Origin of the sequence: Sphingobium sp. Ant17 (assembly GCF_000588875.1) — a bacterium.
Classification (GTDB): Bacteria; Pseudomonadota; Alphaproteobacteria; order Sphingomonadales; family Sphingomonadaceae; genus Sphingobium.
Genome location: NZ_JEMV01000026.1, coordinates 50,537 through 71,259, shown reverse-complemented (window position 1 = coordinate 71,259; position 20,723 = coordinate 50,537). Strand labels below are relative to the sequence as shown.

Sequence of the window (20,723 nt, the reverse complement as noted above, 5' to 3'; positions counted from 1 at the left end):
GGCATCGCGTGTGTGCGCGGAAACGCTCAAAACTCGGAAAAGCGAAGCCCAAATTCGCTAATGGTTATCCCGGGGATAGGCGCCGGGCCGAGCCACCCGACGATGCCGGGTCCAATGGATGCGGTCCCCCTATCCAAGATGCAGGACCGGCGCAAGAGCGATAAGGCGAACGACCGGTCAGACCGATGTCGCCAGCCCCGCCTTCTCGACATGGGTGGCGACGGGTTCGTCGCGATCCTTGCGTTCGGAATAGCGGTCCACCAGCTGGTCGGCATGGGGCCGCAGCAGGACGGTGAAGCGGACCAGTTCCTCGACCACATCGACGATGCGGTCATAATAGGGGGATGGCTTCATCCGCCCGGCTTCGTCAAATTCCTCATAAGCCTTGGCGACGGAGGACTGGTTGGGGATGGTGAACATGCGCATCCATCGGCCGAGGATACGCAGCGTATTGATGCTGTTGAAGGATTGCGATCCGGCAGACACTTGCATCACCGCCAGGGTGCGCCCTTGGGTGGGGCGCAGTCCTTTATAGGCCAGCGGCAGATGGTCGACCTGCGTCTTCATGATGCCGGTGATCTGGCCATGGCGTTCGGGGCTGCACCAGATCTGCCCTTCCGACCACAGCGAATGGGCGCGCAATTCATCGACGGCGGGATGATCGTCGCCCGCCACCTGATCGGGCAGCGGCAGGTCGCGCGGATCGAAGATGCGTGTTTCGCAGCCGAAAAACTGCAGGAGGCGCGCGGCTTCCTCGACCACCAGCCGGGAATAGGAGCGCTCGCGCAGCGATCCGTAGAGCAGCAGGATGCGCGGTGGCGGGTCGAGAGCGCCTAAGCCCAGCGCGGGCCGCCGATGGGCGTAGTCGGGGTGCAACGCGGGCAAATGGTCGGGATCGGCCAGCGGGCGGAGATAGGCGAACGGCACCGTGTCGCTCATGCCTCTGCCTCCGCAAAGCGCGACCGGGTGCGGTTGGCGAAGGCGACCAGCGAGAGCATCACCGGCACTTCGACCAGCACGCCGACGACGGTCGCCAACGCCGCACCGCTCGACAGGCCGAACAGGCCGATCGCGACCGCGACGGCGAGCTCGAAGAAGTTGGAGGTGCCGATCAGGGCGCAGGGCGCGGCGATCCGGTGTGGCACCTTCCAGGCGAAGGCCCAGGCATAGGCCAGCGCGAAAATGCCATAGGATTGGAGGATGATCGGCACCGCGATCAGCGCGATCAGCAATGGTTGCCCGACGATGGTTTCGGCTTGGAAGGCGAACAGCAATACCACCGTCGCCAGCAGGCCGATGATCGACCAGGGTTTGAGCCGGGCGGTAAAGGCATCGACCGCCGCCACGTCGCCGCCATGCGCGGCGATCACCCGATGCCGGGTCAAAGCCCCCGCCGCGAGCGGGATCACGACATAGAGCAGGGTCGAGAGCAGCAGCGTTTCCCACGGCACGACGATGTCGGTGACGCCCAGCAGCAGCGCGACGATGGGTGCGAAGGCGACGATCATTACCAGGTCGTTCACCGATACCTGCACCAGCGTATAGGCGGGGTCGCCGCGCGTCATCTGCGACCAGACAAACACCATCGCGGTGCAGGGCGCGGCCCCCAGCAGGATCAGCCCGGCAATATATTGGTCGGCATCGCCACGCGGAATGAGGCCGGTATAGAGATAGTCGAAGAACAGGACGGCGAGCGCCGCCATGGTGAAGGGTTTGACCAGCCAGTTGATGACGATGGTGATGATGAGGCCGCGCGGCTTGCGGCCGATGTCGCGGATGCTGCCGAAATCGACGCCGACCATCATCGGATAGATCATCGCCCAGATCAGCACCGCGACGATCAGATTGACCGAGGCGATTTCCAGCCCGGCCAGCGTCGCAAAGGCACCGGGCGCAACATTGCCCGCCACGATCCCGACCGCGATAGCCAACGCGACCCAGAGCGAGAGCCAGCGTTCGAACAGGCCGAGTGGCGAGGCGGATGCGCCATTGGCGTCGGATGCGGCCATGATTATGCGCTCCCGACCGGCTTGGGGCTGCGCTGGCCCGTAGCGTCGATCACCTGCTCGCCATCTTCCTTGGCGAACGCGCCTTGCTGCGCCGCTGGAATAAGGTCCAACACCGCTTCGGAGGGACGGCAGAGTTTGACGCCCAGCGGCGACACGACCAGCGGGCGGTTGATGAGGATGGGGTGCGCCATCATCGCGTCGATCAGTGCGGCGTCGGACAGGCTGTCATCGTCCAGCCCCAATTCGGCAAAGGGCGTGCCCTTTTCGCGCAGCAGGGCGCGCGGCGTCATCCCCGCGCGGACGATCAGGCTTTCGAGCAGCGCGCGCGAGGGCGGGGCTTTCAGATATTCGATCACATGCGGTTCGATGCCCGCATTGCGGATCATCGCCAGCGTGTTGCGCGACGTCCCGCATTCGGGATTGTGATAGATGATGATGTCGTGGGTCATACGTTGGCTCCTGCCTGGACGCTGGCACCCTCGCCTTGGCCGATTTCCTTGAGCTTGCGCTGCGTCGCCATGGCATCCAGCGCGTCGAGCGGCAGTTCGAGGAAGAGCGTGATGCGGTTGCGCAGATAGCGCAGCGCGGTCAGGAAGGCGTCGCGCTGCCCCTCCCCTTCGACCGCGGCGGGGTCTACGATACCCCAATGGGCGGTCATGGGATGGCCGATCCACACCGGGCAGGTCTCGCCCGCCGCATTGTCGCAGACGGTGAAGATAAAATCGAACTGCGGCGCACCCGGCGCGGCGAACTCGTCCCAGCTTTTCGAGCGCATGCCTTCCGTGTCGAACCCCAACCCCGACAGGACGGACAGGGCCATGGGGTGAACCGCGCCCTTGGGCTGGCTGCCCGCGCTCCAGGCGCGAAACCGGCCCGCGCCCAGCTTGTTCATCAGCGCTTCGCCCAGGATCGAGCGGGCCGAATTGCCGGTACACAGGAACAGGACATTATAGACTTTGTCGGTCATGCTGGGGCTCCTTCAGAAACGGCGTCGCACGTAAGGGAAGAGAGAAGACCGGCGCACAGGTTCGGATCGCCCTGGCAGCAATCGGCCATCAGAAAGCCAAGCAGCGCCTGCATCCCGGCATAGTCGGCGGCATAATGGATGAGGCGGCTAGTGCGCCAGGAGGTGGCAAGCCCGGCCTGCTCCAGCTTGGCCAGATGGTGCGACATGGTCGATGGCGGGACGTCCATCGCTTCCGCCAGAGCGCCTGCGATCATGCCGTCGGGTCCGGCCTTCACCAGCAGGCGGAATACCGAAAGGCGCGTATCCTGCGCCAGCGCGGCCAGCGCCGCGACGGCCTTGTCCTGATCCATGGCGCGTCCTTGCTTCGATTGTCGTCGAAATATGGCGCTGCGCCGCACCCGTCAATGACATTTCGATAGATGTGAAAATATAGGCCTTCTGTAGCACCTTTGTCATGATTGGATGAAAGGGGGTGCGGCAAAGGAGTCTCTTCATGGTCGCTGCCCGCCGTCTTGCCCGTTCGTCCGTTCTTGCCTTGCTGATCGCCGCCAGCCCGGCGCTGGCGCAACATGCCAGCACCACCGACGCCTATCGCGCGCAGGCGATGGCCGAACTGGCGCGGATCAAGGCGGACGCGCCGGTCGTCGGCAAGGCGCGCAACATCATCCTGTTCATCGGTGATGGCATGGGCGTCAGCACGCTGACGGCGGCGCGCATCCATCAGGGGCAACGCCAAGGCGTGGATGGCGAATCCTTCGTGCCGACCATGGATCGCCTGTCCAGCACCGCGCTGGTCAAAACCTACTCGCATGACGGGCAGGTATCGGATTCCGCACCGACCGCCACGGCGATCCTGACCGGGGTCAAGACCCGCAACGGCGTCATCGGCGTCGGCCCGGAAGTGCCGGAAAATGACTGCGCGACGAGCAAGGCGCATCGCCTGCCCTCGCTGTTCGGCTTTGCGCAAGGTCAGGGCATGGCGACCGGCGTCATCTCGACCGCGCGCATCACCCATGCGACGCCCGCCGCCACCTATGCCCATACTGCCCAGCGCGATTGGGAAGCCGATGGCGACCTGACGCCCGACGCCCGCGCGCAGGGGTGCATCGACATTGCGCGGCAGATGGTGGAGGGCGACGTCGGCGCGCGGCTCGACCTGATCCTCGGCGGGGGCCGCGCCAATTTCCTGCCGACCACCAGCCGCGATCCCGAATATGCCGCCACGACGGGCAAGCGCACCGACCGCAAGGACCTGACCAAGGCCTGGCAGCGGCGCAATCCGCGCGGGGCCTATGTCTGGAACAGCGCGGATTTCGCCAAGGTGGACCTGACGCGCACGCCCCGCCTGCTCGGCCTGTTCGAGCCTGACCATATGCAATATGAGGCAGACCGCGCCAAGGACACAGGCGGCGAGCCGTCGCTCGCGGACATGACCCGATCGGCGATCACCATGTTGGGCAGCCGCGACAAGGGCTATGTCCTGATGGTGGAAGCGGGCCGGATCGACCATGCCCACCATGCCGGGAACGCGCGCCGCGCGCTGGAGGACACGATCGCGCTGGACGAGGCGGTGAAGGTCGCGATGGACATGACGGATCGCGCCGATACGCTGGTGTTGGTCACCGCCGACCATAGCCACACTTTCGCGATGAGCGGCTATCCCGGCCGGGGTAACCCCATCCTGGGCGCGGTGACCAACGGTGGTCAGGCGCTCAAGGCCAAGGATGGCAAGGGCTATACGACATTGGGCTATGCCAATGGGCCGGGCGCGACGATCGACACGCCGCGCGCCGATCCGCTCCAGACCGACACCACCGCGCTCGATTATCGCCAGCAGGCGCTGGTGCCGTTGGGTTCCGAAACCCATGGCGGCGACGATGTCCTGGCCCGTGCTTCAGGCCCGATGGCGCATCTGGTCAAGGGCACGATCGAGCAGCACAGCCTCTATTATATCATGCGGGACGCGCTGGCCGGGCCGACCGCCGAATAGCCCCTGGCGCTTTTGCGCCAGCAACAGGTTGCACGACGGATCATGCACGATAGAAGGCATGCATGACCCTTGATCATGACGACGCCGCCACGGCGCAATCGCAGCCGAAACCGGCGGCCCCCTCCTCGCCCTACAGCCCCGGCCGGGTTGCCAATGCCACATTGGTCGTGGTGGGCATCGTCGGCCTGGCATGGATCATGGTCGAACTGACCCGTTTCCTGATGCTGGTGTTCGCGGCGATCGTGATCGCGGCGGTATTCGATGCGATCGCCAGCTGGCTGTGCCGCATTACCGGCATGAAGCGTTCGATGGCGCTCGCCCTGTCGGTCATCGGCATGATCACCCTGTTCGTAAGCGCGTTCGCGCTGTTCGGGTCGCAACTGGCGCAGGAATTCGACACGATCCGCGAAACCGTCCCCCGCGCGCTGCAAAGCGTCGAAGACTTGCTCGACCGGTACGGCCTTGGCGACCGAGCGCGGCAACTGGTCGAGGGGGGCGGCCAGGACGTGTCCCAGCTCGTGTCGCAGGCGGGCGGCTATGCGCTGGCGGCGGGCAGTGGCCTTGCCGACTTCGTGCTGGTGCTGGTCGGCGCGATCTTCATGGCGGGCGACCCCGACACCTATCGCCGGGGCTTGCTCCTGCTCATTCCCAAGCGCGCAGAAGACACGGTCGCACTGGCGCTGGACGATGCGTCGGGCGGCCTGAAGGGCTGGATGGTCGGCCAGGCGGTCTCTTCGCTGGTCGTCGCGGCGCTCACCTGGGCGGGCCTTGCCCTGCTCGGCGTGCCAGCGGCGGGCGGGCTTGGCGTCATCGCTGGCCTGCTGGACATCATTCCGATGGTCGGCCCGGTCATCGCGGGCTTCCCAGCCGTGCTGCTGGCCTTTACCGTATCGCCGATGGCTGCGCTGTGGACCTTGGTCCTGTTCCTGGTGATCCAGCAATTGCAGGGCAATTTCCTGCAGCCGATGATCCAGAAACATGCCGTCGACGTGCCACCGGCGGTGCTGCTGTTCGCGGTGTTCGCCGCTGGCCTGCTGTTCGGCTTCCTCGGCGTGCTGCTGGCGGCGCCCTTGACGGTCGTCATTTTCGTCGCGGTGCAACGTCTGTATGTGCAATCGATGCTGGGCAAGCCGATCAAGGTCGCCGGGGCCGATTAAGCCCCGGCCCCTGGCCCTCTTTCCTTCGCCCCTGTCGATCCCCATAGAGATCAGCCATGACCGACACGCCAGCCCCCGCACCCGCCATCGCCATTCGCGATCTCACCAAAGTCTATAAGGGCGGCAAGCGCGCGCTGGACGGCATCAACCTGTCGATCCCGCGCGGGCAGATTTACGGGCTGCTCGGCCCCAATGGTGCAGGCAAGTCGACCACGATCAACATATTGGCCGGGATGGTGAACAAGACCGCAGGGTCGGTCAGCATCTGGGGCTTCGACATCGACGTCAATCCGCGCAACGCGAAGAATAGCATCGGCATCGTGCCGCAGGAGATCGTGTTCGACCCCTTCTTCACGCCGTTCGAGACGCTGGAAAATCAGGCGGGCTTCTATGGCGTGCCCAAGGACAAGCGCCGGTCGATGGAATTGCTGCGCGCCGTGCATCTGGAGGACAAGGCCAATGCCTATGCCCGCACGCTGTCGGGCGGCATGAAGCGCCGTCTGCTGGTGGCCAAGGCGATGGTGCATAGCCCGCCGATCCTTGTGTTGGACGAACCGACCGCGGGCGTCGATGTGCAATTGCGCCAGCAATTGTGGGAATATGTGCGCGAACTCAATGCCTTGGGCGTGACGATCGTGCTGACGACCCATTATCTCGAAGAAGCCGAGCAACTGTGCGACCGCATCGGCATCATCAACCATGGCAAGCTGATCACCGACAAGCCCACGCGTGAATTGCTGGCGATGGCGCAGGAAAAGGTGGTGCAGGTCACGGTCGACCGCGATGTGACCTTGGTGCCGGATGCCCCCTGCTTCGAAAAGATCGAGCTGACGGGCGAGCGCACCCTGACCATCACCTACCTCAAGGACCGCGCCAATGCAGGCCAGGTGCTGAGCGCCGTGCAGGCGAGCGGGCTGGCGATCGTCGATGTGGTGACCCGCGACCCGGATCTGGAAGATGTGTTCTTGAATTTGACGGCGGCGGCTGCGTGATGGGCGAAGCCCCTCTTGTTCCCCCTCCCGCAGGCGGGAGGGGGCTAGGGGGTGGGCCAGCGCCGACATTCAAACGACGCGAAACAGACCGCGCAAAAGGCCTCCGCAACGCCGCCCCGACACCCGAACGCTTATTGTGGCAACAACTCCGCAACCGAAAACTCGGTTATAAATTCAGCCGTCAGATGCCAATCGGTCCTTATTTCGCGGACTTCCTGTGCCGAGAACTAAACCTCATCATCGAACTCGACGGCGAAAGTCATGACCACATCGTTGCGTATGATGCCCGTCGAGACGATTATTGCCATGCCCAAGGTTATCAAATCTTGCGCTTTTCCAATGCCGATGTGATGGAAAATCTCGAAGGCGTCGTAACGCATATCCACACCACCCTTGCGCAGGCCCACCCCCGGCCCCTCCCGCAAGCGGGAGGGGAGCAGAAGTAAAATGCCCACCACTACCCACGACGTCATCATCATCGGTTCGGGCGCGGCGGGGCTTACCGCTGCGATCAACCTGGCGCAGGACCGCAAGGTACTGGTGCTGGCCAAGGGCGCGCTTGACGGCGGGTCGACAAACTGGGCGCAGGGCGGCATTGCCGCCGTACTCGACGGCGGTGACAGTTTCGAGGCGCATGTCCATGACACGATGGTCGCGGGCGCGGGCCTCAACGATCAGGCGACGGTCGAGTTCGTCGTGTCCGAAGCGCCCGCCGCGATCGAGCGGCTGGCGGCGCTGGGCGTCCCCTTCAACGGCGGTGAGGAATTTGGCGAGCGCTGGCATCTGACGCGCGAGGGCGGGCATAGCCACCGTCGCATCATCCATGTCGATGACGCCACCGGCCATGCGGTGCAGGTCGCCTTGCTGAAGGCCGCACGGGCCAATCCCAACATCACGCTGATGGAGGATATGGTCGCGATCGACCTTATCACTTCCCGCCATGGCGAGCGTTATTCGGGGGCCGGCCATGTCTGGGGCGTCTATGCCTTCAACCGGCGGACGGGGCATGTCGATGCGCTGGTGGGCCGTGCGACCATATTATGCACCGGCGGCGCGGGGCGCACCTATCTCTTCTCCACCGCGCCGCGCGGCGCGACGGGCGACGGCATCGCCATGGCCTGGCGCGCGGGGTGCCGCGTGTCGAACATGGAGATGAACCAGTTTCATCCCACCTGCCTTTACAATCTGGAGGTCAAGAATTTCCTGATCACCGAAGCGGTGCGCGGTGAGGGCGGGCACCTCAAGCTCCCGCCGGGCGTGCCGGGCGGCGGCGAGCGTTTCATGCCGCGTTTCGACCCGCGCGAGGAACTGGCCCCGCGCGACATCGTGGCGCGCGCCATCGACCATGAGATCAAGCGGCTGGGCCTCGACTATGTCCATCTCGACATCAGCCACAAGCCGCCGGAGTTTGTGAAGCATCACTTCCCGACCATCTATGCGCGGCTGCTGGACCTCGACATCGACATCACCAAGGAGCCGATCCCGGTGGTGCCCGCGCAACATTATACCTGCGGCGGCGTGGTGATCGACCTGGATGGCTGCACTGATCTGCCCGGCCTCTATGCTGCGGGCGAAGTCAGCGAAAGCGGGCTACACGGAGCCAACCGCCTCGCCTCCAACTCGCTGCTCGAATGTTTCGTGTTCGGCGAAGCGGCGGCCAAGCATATCCGCGCCAATTGGGACGACCTGCCCGCCCCGCCGCCGATCCGGCCGTGGGACGAAAGCCGCGTCACCAATGGCGACGAGGAAGTCATCGTCCAGCATAATTGGAAGGAAATCCGCCGCTTCATGTGGGATTATGTCGGCATCGTCCGCACCACCAAGAGGCTGGAGCGCGCTCAGCATCGCATCGACCTGCTGGCGCGGGAAGTGGACGATTATTACGGCAATTTCCGCGTCACGCCCGACCTGATCGAATTGCGCAACCTGCTGGAAGTCGCGCGGCTGGTGGTGCGATCGGCGCTGCATCGCAAGGAAAGTCGGGGCCTCCACTATACGCTCGACTATCCCGATACGCTGGACGACGCGATCGATACGGTGCTGGCCCCCTGAAAAAATTGGCGCGGTCGCCGGGGGGCGCCGCGCCTTGAGGGGGAGGGGAAAATGCTAAAAGCATGTCCGGGATCTGCGATATACGCCCAGCCGCCCTTATCGGCTTTGACGCCCGTCAAATGCGCTTCAGAAAATCACCCAGAGCCGCGTGGAAGCGCGCAGGCTGATCGGCCATCACCATATGGCCGCTGGGACCGATGGCGCGGAGCAGTGCGTCCTTCTTGGGGGCATAGGCAGTGCGGAAGCGGCTGGCGATGGCGGCGGCCTGCTCCCGATCCGATCCGATCGCATAGACGACCTCCAGCGGGACGGTGAGGCGCGGCAATTGCGGGCCAAGATCCGTGTTGGCCAGATCGCGTAGCGCATGCGCGATGACATCGGGGTCACTGCCCTTTGCGCCCGGTGTCTGCGCCACCATCTGCCCCAGATAGCGCCGCCCCGCCGCCGTGCCGGTCAGATAGCCACCGATCTGATCGGCGAGATAGCCAAGCCCGCTGGCCGTGCCGCCGACCATCGCCGCGCCAGCGGGCAGCATGTCGACCACCATGACCCGGCCCGCCAGCCCTTTAAGGCCCAGCAGCATCGCCAGCGTGCCGCCCATCGAATGGCCGACGACCGCCGGGCGCTTCAGTCCGGCGGCAGCGGCATAGCGCGCAATCTCGTCCGCGACCGGGCGCAGCAGGGCATCACTGCCGACATTGGCCTCCCCCGCCAATCCCGCAAAGCCGCGCACATGGACCAGGTGAAAGCGATAGCCGGGCAAGGCCGCCAGCACGCCGTTCCAGATGCCGGGGCCGCTGGCGAGGCCGGGGATGAGCAGCACGTCGCGGCCGGTGCCGCGCACCGTCACGGCGATCCGGCGCGACGTAAAGGGCGCGGCCTGCGCCGCACCCGCCCGGATCAGCCCGCCGGTCGCCAATGCGCCGAACAACCAGTTGCGCCTGTTCATCACTTTGTCTGTCATGGGCCTGCTATTGCCCGGCGCTCGCTGAACCGCAACTGAGCGATGGCGCCGCCGATCAAAGGGTTGCATCCTTCGGGCTCCTACCGTCGCATTTGTGGAATCATTCGTCGCATCGGTCTTGCCCCCAAAAGCGGCGAGCGCCCCTATGCGAGTGCAAAATGCGGGGAATATATGGCATCGAATGACAACCGGGGCGGGTTTGCGCGCCTGGTCCTTCTGATTATGGCCCTGTCGGCCTGTGTGAGCGCACCCGATCCGCGCCCGGCGCAGGCGGCCGCGAGCGCATCGCCCAAACCGAAACCAGCGGCCAATAGCTGGCCGATCCGGCAGGCACCAAGCCGCCCCCTGCCCCATCGTGCCGTCAGCCCGCATGATGCGCCATCGCCCGTGCTGGTCAGCACGATCCGCAATCTGGGCCAGGGCTTCAGGGGCAAGGTCGGCATCGCCGTCCGCCGGGTCGACGCCGACTGGACCGTCGCCTGGAATGGCAATGCCCTCTTCCCGCAGCAGAGCGTGTCGAAACTCTGGGTCGCGCTGACGTTTCTGGACGCCGTGGATCGCGGCAAGCTGCGCCTGACCGACACGACCACGATCACGAAAAATGATCTGACGCTGTTCCATCAGCCGTCCGCCGCCATGGTGAAGACCGGCGGTTGGACCACCAGCTATTCCGACCTGATGCGCCGCGCCATGACGCGCAGCGACAATACCGCCAATGACACATTGTTGCGCGCGGTCGGCGGGCCGGAGGCGGTACGCGGCTATCTGGCGCGGCGGATGATCAAGGATATCCGCTTTGGCCCCGGCGAACGGCTGTTGCAATCGGCGACGGCGGGGCTCGACTGGCGGCAGGATTATTCGATCGGGCGCAATTTCTACACCGCGCGCGCCCGATTGCAGATGGCAGCGCGGGTCAGGGCGCTCGACAATTATCTCGCCAATCCGCCAGACGGCGCTGCCCCGACCGCGATCGTCGGGGCGCTCGCGAAGCTCAAGCAGGGGGATTTGCTCTCGGCCGACTCTTCGCGCCTGTTGCTGTCCGTGATGTCCGAGGCGAAGACCGGGCCGCAGCGGATCAAGGGCGGGGTGCCGCCCGGCTGGTCCTATCTGCACAAGACCGGCACGGGGCAGGATCTCGCCCCGCGCTCGACCGGTTATAACGACATCGGCATCATGACCGCGCCCGATGGCACCAGCTATGCCGTCGCCGTGCTGATCGGATCGACCACCGTGTCGATCCCCGAACGCTGGGCCTTGATGCAGGGCGTGGCGAAGGCGGTCGCGGCGAACCATCAGCGCTGATTGTGATCGATCAGTGAGGAATGGTGTGTCTGTGCTGTCGCGGGATAGGTTGGCTATGACGCGGTTGTAGGCGGGGCGATGCCGATGGTCAACGCGATCCGCAGTGTCGCTAGGAGTGGACCTTCCGCAAACGACCATTTTTTGTCGCTCCGTCAGATTATCCATGTGCCTGAAACCGGACACTAATTCAGATGGCAGGAAGAAGACTGAATGGCCAAATCTGGTGGAGAGCGGTCATTGCGTGCCGCCGATATTTGTCTAAATTGTCCGCATGTTTGGCAACGCTCACTTGGATCGCCTGCGGCAAACTTTCGCTGATCAGTTTTCGGTCGGTGAACAGGGCTTATTCTATCGTAAGTATCAGAGGGGTTGCGCCAATTTCGCGTAAGCCACTCGGAACGAGACGAGTTTGTAGCGGCTTTCAACAAGCGCATTCGCTACGCCACGTGGTCCATCTTTCCTGCCACCGTTGGCCTGATACTGCTTCTAGTCTGGCTAACCCCGGATGCCGATAGCGCCATCGCGCAGATTGCGATGTGGGGCGGGATAGCAGCGATCTTGCTGCCTTTCATGGCCATATATTACTGGGCTTGGAATGCTCCATCACGCGAATTAGAGCGCCGAACCCCAGAAGGTCCAGCATTGACCAAGGAGGAGGCGCGTGCGGTTGCCTTCTCCAAAATCACTTACGGTCAACTTCTGATTGCGGCACTCATGGGCGCAGGGCTAATTTGGAAGAAGTCGACGGAGATAGATGTTTTTCATGGATGGGGAGTAGTCTGGCTCACGTTTGGGGTTGGGCTGGTGGTCCTTGCTGGCGTTCAGGCGATCCGAAAGTGGCGCTTCAATCAGCAACGAGCGCCTGAGTAAACGTCCGCTCTGGGGCGACTGTCGCCGCATGATTTTTTATCGCGCAACGTCAGCTATCGCTGATCATATCCCCAAAACCCGCCAGTCCGCAATCCACCCTTGCCGTCATGCCGGGCTTGACCCGTCATCCATTGGCTTAACCGTTTGGCGTTACTGAGAGGGGGAGGCGCATGGACCCCGGATCAAGTCCGTCCTGAGCCTGTCGAAGGGTCCGGGGTGACGACCTTTGAGGAACATCTTCTTACCACCCCTTCTCCTCGCCGGGGAGAAGGATATGCAGCCTTAGTGCCGAAGGCACTTAGGCGCAGTTGGATGAGGGGGGCGACGCCGAGGCAGCGCGAATCCCCGGTGGTTCGACACCCTCACCCAGCTACGACTAGGCAGCACGCTGCCAAGTCTGCGCAGCCCTCTCCCTTAAGGGAGAGGGGTAAGAAAGGCCGCCTGCTAATGGTTCGCTGACGAATAGAGCGGGCACCGCGCTACTGGAGCGGGGCAGCGTTACCGGCTATCCCCTGCCCCATGACCCAGAATCACCTCTATCTCGTCGATGGCAGCGGCTATATCTTTCGCGCCTATCACCAGTTGCCGCCGCTCACCAACCAGCATGGCCAGCCGGTCGGCGCGGTCTATGGCTATACGACGATGCTGTGGAAGCTGGCCGAGGAATTGGGCAAGGCGGAAGGGCCGACCCATATGGCGGTGATCCTGGACAAGGGGTCGCACACCTTCCGCAACGACATGTATGACCAGTATAAGGCGAACCGTCCGCCCGCGCCCGAAGACCTGGTCCCGCAATTCCCGATGATCCGCGACGCGACCCGTGCCTTCTCGCTGCCCTGTATCGAGGAGGCGGGCTATGAGGCGGACGATCTGATCGCGAGCTATACCAAGGCGGCGGTCGCGGCTGGCTGGCATGTCACCATCGTCAGTTCCGACAAGGATCTGATGCAGCTGATCCAGCCCGGCGTCGACATGTACGACACGATGAAGAATGAGCGGCGCGGGGCGGACTATGTCGTCGGCAAGTTCGGCGTGCAGCCCGAGCAGTTGGGCGATGTCCTCGCGCTGATGGGCGATAGCGTGGACAATGTGCCGGGCGTGCCGGGCATCGGCCCCAAGACGGCGGCCAAGCTGATCATCGAACATGGCGGGCTGGAAGCGGCGCTGGACGCCGCGCCGGCGATGAAGAAATCGAAGATGCAGGAAAATCTGATCGCCCATGCCGACATGGCGCGGCTGTCGCGGCGGTTGGTGGCGTTGCACGACAGCATGGACCTGCCCGAACCGCTCGAAGACCTGGCGTTGAAGGGCATTCCCAAGGAACCGTTGCAGGATTTCCTGACGCATCATGGCTTCAAGACGCTGCTCAATCGGCTGGGTGCGCCTGCGGCTGCGGTGGCCGTTGCTGCCGCCGCTGCGGGCGTGGCCGAGCCGATCGCCGCGCCTGTCGCGCCGCAAGCGCCGCCGATCGACCGCAGCCTCTACGAAACGGTGGTCAGCGAAGATGCGCTCGACCGTTGGATCGCGCAGGCGCGGGCCGAGGGGGTCGTCGCGGTGGATACCGAAACCGACATGCTCGATTGCGTGTCGTGCCAGTTGGTCGGCATCAGCCTCGCCACCGGCCCCAACCAGGCCTGCTATATTCCGGTCGGCCATGGCGGACGCGACATGTTCGCGGAAAAGCCCGTGCAGCTCGACAAGGCGCTGGTGCTGGCGAAGCTCAAGCCGCTGCTGGAGGATGATGCGGTCCTCAAAGTCGGCCAGAACCTCAAATATGACATGACCGTGCTGCGGCGGCACGGCATCGAGATCATCCCCTATGACGACACGATCGTCATGAGCTTCGACCTGGACGCCGGGCAAAGCCTGTCGGGGCATGGCATGGACGAGGCGGCGCGCACGCATCTTGGCCATGACTGTATCAGCTTCAAGGAGGTGGTTGGCACCGGCAAGAACCAGATCAGCTTTGCCGAAGTGCCGCTCGACAAGGCGACCGCTTATGCCGCTGAGGATGCGGACGTGACGCTGCGGCTGTGGTGCGTGTTCAAGACCCGCGTCGCTAATGAAGGCGCGAACCGCGTCTATGAACTGGTGGACCGGCCGCTGGTGCCGGTGATCGCGCGGATGGAGCATCGCGGCATCAAGGTGGATCGCGAGCATCTGGCGCGGCTGTCGGGCGAGTTTACCGCTGGCATCGCGGCGCTGGAGACGGAGATTCACGAACTGGCGGGGCAGCCCTTCGCGATCGGATCGACACAGCAGCTGGGCGCGATCCTGTTCGACAAAATGGGCTATAAGGGCGGCAAGAAGGGCAAGTCCGGGGCCTATTCAACCGACGTCACCATATTGGAGCAGTTGCAGGCGCAGGGTGCGCCGATCGCCGCCAAGATATTGGAATGGCGGCAATTATCGAAGCTCAAATCCACCTATACCGATGCGCTGCAGGCGCAGATCAACAAGGATACGGGCCGCGTCCATACCAGCTATTCGTTGACCGGGGCGCAGACCGGGCGGCTGTCCTCGACCGATCCCAACCTGCAGAATATCCCGATCCGCACCGAAGTCGGACGGCAGATCCGCCATGCCTTCGTCGCGGAACCCGGCAATGTCATCTTGGCGGCGGACTATAGCCAGATCGAATTGCGGCTGGCCGCGCACATGGCCGATGTGCCAGCGCTGCGCGATGCCTTTGCAGCGGGTGAGGATATTCACGCGGCCACCGCCAAGGAATTGTTCGGCGAGGTCAATCGCGACACGCGCGGCCGGGCCAAGACGATCAACTTCGCGATCCTGTACGGCATTTCGCGCTGGGGGCTGGCCGGGCGGCTGGAGATCAGCGCGGACGAGGCGCAGGACATGATCGCCAAATATTATGAGCGTTTTCCCGGCATCAGTATCTACATCAACGAGACGATCGAAAAGGCGCGCGCCTGCGGCTATACCGAGACGCTGTTCGGGCGAAAGACCTGGTTCCCGCGCATCAAGGCGTCGGTCCAGCATGAACGGCAAGGGGCCGAACGCGCCGCGATCAACGCCCCGATCCAAGGGACGAGTGCCGACATCATCAAGCGGGCGATGGCGCGCATGGAACCGGCGCTGGATGCGGCGGGGCTATCGGGCGTGAAGATGCTGCTGCAGGTGCATGACGAACTGGTGTTCGAGGTGCCGGAGGTGGACGTGGACGCGGCGAACGCGGTCATCCGGCGCGTGATGGAGAGTGCGGCTGAGCCGATCGTGAAGCTGAGCGTGCCGTTGGGCGTGGAGATTGGGACCGGAGCGAGTTGGGGCGCGGCGCATTGAAATGCGGGGAGCCAAAGAACAAGTGAGATCCCAGCTTTCGCTGGGATGACGGTAGGGAGATTATACCCGTCATGCCAGCGAACGCTGGCATCTCCCTTCTTCTCGCTGTCCCTCAGTCCAAATGCAACGTGTCGAACAAATCAACCCATTTGGGATTGATGCTCTCGATCAACTCGACCTTCCAGGCGCGCTTCCACGCCTTCACCGCTTTCTCCCGCGTGATGGCGTCCATGATTGTCTCGTGCCGCTCCGCATAGACCAGCCGGTCGAGCCGATAGCGACGACAGAAGTCCGAGCCAGTGCCGTCGCGATGCTGCATGGCTCGACGCGGTAGACTGGCTGTCACGCCAATATACAAGACGCCATAGGCGCGGTTTGTCATGATATAGAGCCATCCGCCCGCCATAGTTGCAAGGTTGCGTCAAAAGGCAGGGAGATGCCAGCGTTTGCTGGCATGACGGGGAGGCAAGGTGCGCGCCCAATTTAACGTCATCCCAGCGAACGCTGGGATCTCGCTTGTTTATACCGCGAGGAAACGGCCGATCCTCGCCGGACCGGCCATTCCTCAATCGAACAGCTCTTCCAGAAAGCTCTTCTTTCGTTTTTGTGGATAGCCTCGTCCGTCGTCGCGAAAGTCGCGGTCGGGGCGGTAGCTCGGCCTCGCCACCGGCGCCGCCGCGACATTGCCCGGCCCCGAACGCTCGATGATCTTGTCCAGTTCGCCCCGGTCCAGCCACACGCCCCGGCATTGCGGGCAATAGTCGATTTCTACGCCCTGCCGGTCGGTCATCGCCAATCCGACATGACAGACCGGGCAGAGCATGGCGGAGACCGCCGCTTGATCACGCATATATTTACTCCCGCTCGCCCGTCAGGCTGAGCAACATCTGGAACAGGTTGACGAAATTGAGGTACAGCGACAGCGCGCCCATCACCTGCATCTTGGCCGCCATTTCATGGCCCGCATAGGCAAAATAGTCGGACTTGATCCGCTGCGTATCCCAGGCGGTCAGGCCGGTGAAGATTATGACGCCGAGGATCGAAATGACCATCTGCATCGCCGAAGACCCGATGAACAGGTTAATCAGGCTGGCAACGATGATGCCGATGAGCCCCATGATCAGGAAGCTGCCCATCTTCGTCAGGTCGCGCTGCGTGGTATAGCCCCACAGCGCCATGGCGAGGAACATGACCGCGGCCGAGAAGAAGGCCTGCGCGATGCTGCCGCCGGTGAACACCAGGAAGATGCTGGCCAGCGACACGCCCATCACGGCGGAAAAGGCGAAGAAGGCCATCCGCGCGCCCGCCGTCGTCATCTTGTCGATGCGGAAGCTGAAAAAGAACACGAAGGCCAGAGGCGCGAAGATCGCCACCCATTTGAGCGGCGTGCCAAAGATCGCGGCGGCCAGCACCGGCGTATTGCCGATGAACGCGGCGACCAGGCCGGTGATCACCAGCCCAAGGCCCATATTGCGGAAAACGCCCAGCATATGCGCGCGCAGCCCGGCGTCGGTCTGCGCCGTCCGGCTCGCGCCATAGCCCGGCACACGAACGGGATTATTCACGGCTACTCTTACTCCATCAAGACGGTGGATCGAGTGGCCCGGTGCGGTCTGTTGCGACATTGAGGGGGCAACTGCCGCAAAACCTGCACCGGGCGCACCCGATGCGGTCCGACATCACGACATGGACAAGGGGGGAAATCCAGATCGTCAGAGGGGCCCGGCCCGCATCAAGCATATTGGTGGAGGAACGCGCCGGTGCAAGGGTCGGGCGCAGATGCAACATTTTATTACAAATACCGTCGCTCATCCTCCCCTGTCAGGGGAGGTGGCAGGGCGCAGCCCTGACGGAGGGGTGTTACCSYCTCGATAGRGTGACACCCCTCCACCACTTCGTGGTCCCCCTCCCCTTACAGGGAGGATTGAGAGTAGCAGAGGCATAGTCCAATGAATTTCGACCTGACCGACGACCAGGAAATGATGCGCGACATGTTCGTGCGCTTTATGGACGAACATAGCAGCATCGCGCGGGTGCGCGCGGCGGCGCCTTCGGGTTTCGATCCGGCGCTGTGGACGGGTTTGGCGGAATTGGGTGCCTTGTCGATCCGCGTGCCGGAGGAAGCGGGCGGCCTGGGGCTTGGCCTGTTCGATGCCGTCCTTTTGATGGAAGAAGCGGGCCGGACCTTGGTGTCGGGGCCGCTGGCCGAAACGTTGGTGGCGGCGCGGATGCTGGCTTTGCTGGGCGGCGACGCCGCGACCGCCCTGCTCGGCCGCGTCATGGCTGGTGAAGCGGTGGCGAGCATCGCCTTCCATGATATCGCCACGCAACCGGTGCAGTGGATCGGCGGTGGTCAGGTGGCGCAGGCTGTCGTCGCGCGGCGTGGTGACGACATCGTTCTGATCGACGTGCAGGACGGCGCGCGCGTGGCGGAAGAGAATCTGGCCGATACGCCGATGGCACACATCGACCTTGGCGCCTTGCCGCAGGTCGTGCTGGCGTCCAGCGCGGACGCCGTTGCGACCTTTGCCAGCGGTGTCGAGGAATGGAAGCTGCTGGTAGCGGCTGGCCTTGCCGGGATCGGGCGCGAAGCTTTGAAACTGGCGGCGGCATATGCGTGCGAGCGCAAGCAGTTCGACCAGTTCATCGGGCAATTTCAGGGCATTTCTCACCCCCTCGCCGATTTGCTGTGCGATGTCGACGGCGGCAAGTTCCTGGTGTGGAAGGCGATCCGCGACATTGCCGATGGCGCGCCAGAGGCGGGAGCGGCGATCAGCATCGCGGCCTGGTGGAACAGCGATGCGGCGGGCCGGGCGGTGGCACAAGCGCTGCACACCTTTGGCGGCTATGGGCTCACCACCGAATATGATATTTTCCTGTTCAACCTGCGCGCCAAGGCTTGGCCTTTGCTGCTGGGCGATCCGCAGCGACTAATCACAGAGGCCGGGCGACGGCTCTTTGCGGGCGAGCAGGCAGCCTTGCCTGATGCGGGCGACATGCCGGTCAATTTCGATCTGGGCGACGACGCGCGCGCCATCACCCAGGAGATAGAGGATTTCTTCGCCGCCCATGTGACGCCGGAAATGCGAGAGGCATTTCATTATAGCTGGGAGGGCTATAACCCGGACCTCAACCGCAAATTGGCGGCGCAGAATCTGCTATATTTGGGGCTGCCGCAGGATGTCGGCGGGCGCGGGCTTTCCGCCTATGAAAAGACCGCCGCGATGGATGCGTTCGAAGCGGAGGGTTATAATAATCCGGCTGCGAATGTTACGCAGATGGTCGCGCTGATCGTCCATCGCTTTGGCAGCGAGGAATTGAAGGCGGCGATCCTGCCCGAAATCATGCGCGGCGAAGTCATCTGCTCGCTGGGCTATTCCGAGCCAGGTGCAGGGTCCGACGTGTTCGCCGCGCAGTGCCGCGCGACGCAGGAAGCCGATGGTAGCTGGCGGATCGATGGGACCAAGATGTTCACCAGCGGGGCGAACCTGTCGACCTATGTGCTGATGCTGTGCCGGACCAACCCGGACGTGGCCAAGCATAAGGGGCTGACCATGTTCATCGTGCCGCTGAAGGCCGAAGGCGTGACGATCCAGCCGGTCCATACTTTTCAGGACGAGCGCACCAACATCACCTTCTATGACGGAGTGAAGATACCCGATAGCTGGCGGCTGGGCGCGGTCGACGGCGGGGTGCGGACGATGAGCGCGAGCCTGGAACTGGAGCATGGTGGCGGCTTTGCCAAATATCAGCGCGCGATGCTGCATGCGGCCGAAACGCTGTGCCAGGAGATACAGCGTGATGGCCAGCCGTTGATCGCCGACGCCGGGGCGCAGGCGCGGCTGGCGCGCACCGCGGCCAATCTGTGGGCGTCCGAACTGATCGCATTCCGCGCCAATTGGGCAAGCATGGAGAAGAAGCCGAACCTAGCCTATGGACCGATGGCCAAGATGTTCAGTTCGGAGAAGTTTCAGAGCGATGCGCGCGACCTGATGGACCTGACCGCGCCCTTGTCCCTGTCCAAGCGCAAGGGGGCGGCGGCGGAGATCAACATGTTCTACCGCCACGCGCAGGGCGCGACCATCTATGGTGGGACAAGCGAGGTCCATCGTTCCATGATCGCCGAGCGCGCGCTGGGCCTGCCGCGCACCCGCGCCTGAAGGATGACGATATGAGCGACGCCCCGCATCTGCTGACGCAGGACCAAGACGGCATCCTGATTGTAACTTTGAACCGGCCGGATAAGCTCAACGCCCTGTCGGCGCAGACGATGGCGCTGTTCGAACAAGCGCTGTTGCGCTTTCGCGATACGCCGGAATTGCGGGTGATGCTGATCCGCGCGACCGGGCGCTATTTCTGTTCGGGCGCGGACCTGAAAAGCGGGGGCAATCCGGACTATCCGCGCACGCCGTCGGGCATTCGCGAAAATCATCGGCTCAACCTCAACGGCATGCAGCGCATCTATGACGAGATGGAGCATATCGAAAAGCCGATCGTCAGCGCCATTCATGCGACCTGCGTCGGTGGCGGATTAGAAATGGCGCTATCATGCGATTTTCGGTTGGCGGCAAAATCCGCCGACTTTTCCTTTCCCGAAGGATTATTCGGGGTACTGCCCGCCTCCAACGGTGTCAGCCGCCTCACGCGCATCTGCGGGCCGCACTGGGCACGTTGGCTGATCATGGGCAATCAAAAGGCAGATGCCGACCGCGCGCTCATTATGGGGCTGGTGCATGACGTGTTGCCCGATATGGGGTTCGACGAAGCGGCGCTGGATTTCTGCCGCCACCTGACCAAACAAAATGCCGAGCAGATGGCCGCGGCCAAGATTGCTATCGAGCTGGCAGCCGAGGTCGGCCCCGCCATGGGGCGGCATGTCGAGCGGATGGCGAACAGTGCACTGATGCTCAACCCGGCCTATTTGGAAGGAATGGAACGCTACATGAGGGGCGTGGGCGGCAAGAAGGGATAAGGGTCAGGCGCGCACAGGCGGCCATATCGCTGCTAGGAATCCCAGTGTTGCGGGAGTCAGGCTAAACAAGCCGCCTAACACCTCTCGTGGGGGTGTTTTGGCACTTGCGTACCAGTGCCATCTCGAAATATCAGCCTATCTCCGCAAG

At 63.6% G+C, this 20,723-nt stretch carries 19 protein-coding genes and 1 other annotated feature; of the genes, 10 read left to right on the top strand and 9 right to left on the bottom strand.

The genetic code is table 11. The annotated features are described in order from the left end of the window. Nucleotides 1-62 precede the first annotated feature (62 nt). Nucleotides 63-116: a sequence feature (sul1 is cis-regulatory element that is thought to sense ions involved in sulfur or methionine metabolism; They are found in Alphaproteobacteria), on the bottom strand. 61 nt (nucleotides 117-177) lie between these two features. Genes arsH through BF95_RS13065 form a run of 5 tightly spaced genes read right to left on the bottom strand, consistent with a single transcriptional unit; the run spans nucleotide 178 to nucleotide 3,326 of the window. Then, nucleotides 178-939 (bottom strand): arsenical resistance protein ArsH, encoded by a 762-nt coding sequence (arsH, locus tag BF95_RS13085; protein ID WP_051520012.1) that lies wholly within the window; start codon nucleotides 937-939, stop codon nucleotides 178-180. Next, a complete protein-coding gene (gene arsB / locus BF95_RS13080) occupies nucleotides 936-2,009 on the bottom strand; it encodes an ACR3 family arsenite efflux transporter (RefSeq protein WP_043151833.1) in 1,074 nt (357 codons plus the stop codon). Before arsB ends, arsH begins: the two co-directional genes overlap by 4 nt. Nucleotides 2,010-2,011: 2 nt before the next feature. Then, nucleotides 2,012-2,458, bottom strand: a complete 447-nt coding sequence (gene arsC, locus BF95_RS13075; protein WP_043151832.1) for an arsenate reductase (glutaredoxin) — start codon at nucleotides 2,456-2,458, stop codon at nucleotides 2,012-2,014. After that, a complete protein-coding gene (locus BF95_RS13070; RefSeq protein ID WP_043151831.1) occupies nucleotides 2,455-2,976 on the bottom strand; it encodes an arsenate reductase ArsC in 522 nt (173 codons plus the stop codon). The genes arsC and BF95_RS13070 overlap by 4 nt, the downstream gene beginning before the upstream one ends. Then, a complete protein-coding gene (locus BF95_RS13065) occupies nucleotides 2,973-3,326 on the bottom strand; it encodes an ArsR/SmtB family transcription factor (RefSeq protein WP_043151830.1) in 354 nt (117 codons plus the stop codon). Before BF95_RS13065 ends, BF95_RS13070 begins: the two co-directional genes overlap by 4 nt. A gap of 143 nt (nucleotides 3,327-3,469) precedes the next feature. Between BF95_RS13065 and BF95_RS13060 the strand changes: the two genes are divergently transcribed. The 5 genes from BF95_RS13060 (at nucleotide 3,470) to nadB (ending at nucleotide 9,167) form a co-directional block, all read left to right on the top strand. Then, a complete protein-coding gene (locus BF95_RS13060) occupies nucleotides 3,470-4,966 on the top strand; it encodes an alkaline phosphatase (protein ID WP_043151829.1) in 1,497 nt (498 codons plus the stop codon). A 62-nt stretch (nucleotides 4,967-5,028) separates the two neighbouring features. Beyond that, nucleotides 5,029-6,123: an AI-2E family transporter gene (locus BF95_RS13055; protein WP_051520011.1), complete on the top strand. Its 1,095-nt coding sequence runs from the start codon at nucleotides 5,029-5,031 to the stop codon at nucleotides 6,121-6,123. Nucleotides 6,124-6,179: 56 nt separating this feature from the next. Beyond that, complete coding sequence (locus BF95_RS13050) at nucleotides 6,180-7,115, top strand: ABC transporter ATP-binding protein (protein WP_043151828.1); 936 nt, start codon at nucleotides 6,180-6,182, stop codon at nucleotides 7,113-7,115. Further along, nucleotides 7,115-7,561 carry an endonuclease domain-containing protein gene (locus BF95_RS26435; protein WP_043151827.1) on the top strand — a complete coding sequence of 149 codons (447 nt, stop codon included), beginning with the start codon at nucleotides 7,115-7,117 and terminating at the stop codon, nucleotides 7,559-7,561. Before BF95_RS13050 ends, BF95_RS26435 begins: the two co-directional genes overlap by 1 nt. A gap of 1 nt (nucleotide 7,562) precedes the next feature. Beyond that, nucleotides 7,563-9,167: an L-aspartate oxidase gene (gene nadB, locus BF95_RS13040; RefSeq protein WP_043151826.1), complete on the top strand. Its 1,605-nt coding sequence runs from the start codon at nucleotides 7,563-7,565 to the stop codon at nucleotides 9,165-9,167. A gap of 115 nt (nucleotides 9,168-9,282) precedes the next feature. Here the strand turns inward: nadB and BF95_RS13035 are convergent, their stop codons facing one another. Beyond that, a complete protein-coding gene (locus tag BF95_RS13035) occupies nucleotides 9,283-10,131 on the bottom strand; it encodes an alpha/beta fold hydrolase (protein ID WP_043151825.1) in 849 nt (282 codons plus the stop codon). 171 nt (nucleotides 10,132-10,302) lie between these two features. Between BF95_RS13035 and BF95_RS13030 the strand changes: the two genes are divergently transcribed. The 3 genes from BF95_RS13030 to polA all read left to right on the top strand — a co-directional run bounded on the left by BF95_RS13030 (nucleotide 10,303) and on the right by polA (nucleotide 15,603). Continuing rightward, the gene (locus BF95_RS13030) at nucleotides 10,303-11,433 is read left to right on the top strand and encodes a serine hydrolase (RefSeq protein ID WP_043151839.1); all 1,131 of its coding nucleotides are present in this window, start codon (nucleotides 10,303-10,305) and stop codon (nucleotides 11,431-11,433) included. Between the two features lie 369 nt (nucleotides 11,434-11,802). Then, a complete protein-coding gene (locus BF95_RS13025) occupies nucleotides 11,803-12,303 on the top strand; it encodes a hypothetical protein (RefSeq protein ID WP_043151824.1) in 501 nt (166 codons plus the stop codon). Nucleotides 12,304-12,822: 519 nt separating this feature from the next. Continuing rightward, nucleotides 12,823-15,603: a DNA polymerase I gene (gene polA, locus BF95_RS13020; protein ID WP_043151823.1), complete on the top strand. Its 2,781-nt coding sequence runs from the start codon at nucleotides 12,823-12,825 to the stop codon at nucleotides 15,601-15,603. A gap of 112 nt (nucleotides 15,604-15,715) precedes the next feature. On the opposite strand, the gene BF95_RS13015 is transcribed toward polA, so the two are convergent. The 3 genes from BF95_RS13015 to BF95_RS13005 all read right to left on the bottom strand — a co-directional run bounded on the left by BF95_RS13015 (nucleotide 15,716) and on the right by BF95_RS13005 (nucleotide 17,168). Then, nucleotides 15,716-16,009 (bottom strand): GIY-YIG nuclease family protein, encoded by a 294-nt coding sequence (locus BF95_RS13015; RefSeq protein ID WP_043151822.1) that lies wholly within the window; start codon nucleotides 16,007-16,009, stop codon nucleotides 15,716-15,718. 159 nt (nucleotides 16,010-16,168) lie between these two features. Beyond that, the gene (locus BF95_RS13010; protein ID WP_043151821.1) at nucleotides 16,169-16,453 is read right to left on the bottom strand and encodes a TFIIB-type zinc ribbon-containing protein; all 285 of its coding nucleotides are present in this window, start codon (nucleotides 16,451-16,453) and stop codon (nucleotides 16,169-16,171) included. Between the two features lie 4 nt (nucleotides 16,454-16,457). Continuing rightward, nucleotides 16,458-17,168: a Bax inhibitor-1/YccA family protein gene (locus tag BF95_RS13005; RefSeq protein ID WP_043151820.1), complete on the bottom strand. Its 711-nt coding sequence runs from the start codon at nucleotides 17,166-17,168 to the stop codon at nucleotides 16,458-16,460. 384 nt (nucleotides 17,169-17,552) lie between these two features. On the opposite strand from BF95_RS13005, the gene BF95_RS13000 reads away from it, so the two are divergent. Then, on the top strand, nucleotides 17,553-19,763 hold the full coding sequence (locus tag BF95_RS13000; RefSeq protein WP_043151819.1) for an acyl-CoA dehydrogenase: 2,211 nt from the start codon (nucleotides 17,553-17,555) through the stop codon (nucleotides 19,761-19,763). An 11-nt stretch (nucleotides 19,764-19,774) separates the two neighbouring features. Next, on the top strand, nucleotides 19,775-20,575 hold the full coding sequence (locus BF95_RS12995; RefSeq protein ID WP_043151818.1) for an enoyl-CoA hydratase/isomerase family protein: 801 nt from the start codon (nucleotides 19,775-19,777) through the stop codon (nucleotides 20,573-20,575). Nucleotides 20,576-20,723: the final 148 nt, after the last annotated feature.

Bases quoted from the DNA above. Each gene is read 5' to 3' on its own strand.
- BF95_RS13060 (WP_043151829.1), top strand. From the start codon at position 3,470: ATGGTCGCTGCCCGCCGTCTTGCCCGTTCGTCCGTTCTTGCCTTGCTG.
- BF95_RS13010 (WP_043151821.1), bottom strand. From the start codon at position 16,453: ATGCGTGATCAAGCGGCGGTCTCCGCCATGCTCTGCCCGGTCTGTCAT.
- BF95_RS13070 (WP_043151831.1), bottom strand. From the start codon at position 2,976: ATGACCGACAAAGTCTATAATGTCCTGTTCCTGTGTACCGGCAATTCG.
- polA (WP_043151823.1), top strand. From the start codon at position 12,823: ATGACCCAGAATCACCTCTATCTCGTCGATGGCAGCGGCTATATCTTT.
- BF95_RS26435 (WP_043151827.1), top strand. From the start codon at position 7,115: ATGGGCGAAGCCCCTCTTGTTCCCCCTCCCGCAGGCGGGAGGGGGCTA.
- arsC (WP_043151832.1), bottom strand. From the start codon at position 2,458: ATGACCCACGACATCATCATCTATCACAATCCCGAATGCGGGACGTCG.
- arsB (WP_043151833.1), bottom strand. From the start codon at position 2,009: ATGGCCGCATCCGACGCCAATGGCGCATCCGCCTCGCCACTCGGCCTG.
- BF95_RS13065 (WP_043151830.1), bottom strand. From the start codon at position 3,326: ATGGATCAGGACAAGGCCGTCGCGGCGCTGGCCGCGCTGGCGCAGGAT.
- arsH (WP_051520012.1), bottom strand. From the start codon at position 939: ATGAGCGACACGGTGCCGTTCGCCTATCTCCGCCCGCTGGCCGATCCC.
- BF95_RS13000 (WP_043151819.1), top strand. From the start codon at position 17,553: ATGAATTTCGACCTGACCGACGACCAGGAAATGATGCGCGACATGTTC.
- BF95_RS13050 (WP_043151828.1), top strand. From the start codon at position 6,180: ATGACCGACACGCCAGCCCCCGCACCCGCCATCGCCATTCGCGATCTC.
- BF95_RS13055 (WP_051520011.1), top strand. From the start codon at position 5,029: ATGACCCTTGATCATGACGACGCCGCCACGGCGCAATCGCAGCCGAAA.
- BF95_RS13030 (WP_043151839.1), top strand. From the start codon at position 10,303: ATGGCATCGAATGACAACCGGGGCGGGTTTGCGCGCCTGGTCCTTCTG.
- BF95_RS13015 (WP_043151822.1), bottom strand. From the start codon at position 16,009: ATGGCGGGCGGATGGCTCTATATCATGACAAACCGCGCCTATGGCGTC.
- BF95_RS13035 (WP_043151825.1), bottom strand. From the start codon at position 10,131: ATGACAGACAAAGTGATGAACAGGCGCAACTGGTTGTTCGGCGCATTG.
- BF95_RS12995 (WP_043151818.1), top strand. From the start codon at position 19,775: ATGAGCGACGCCCCGCATCTGCTGACGCAGGACCAAGACGGCATCCTG.
- nadB (WP_043151826.1), top strand. From the start codon at position 7,563: ATGCCCACCACTACCCACGACGTCATCATCATCGGTTCGGGCGCGGCG.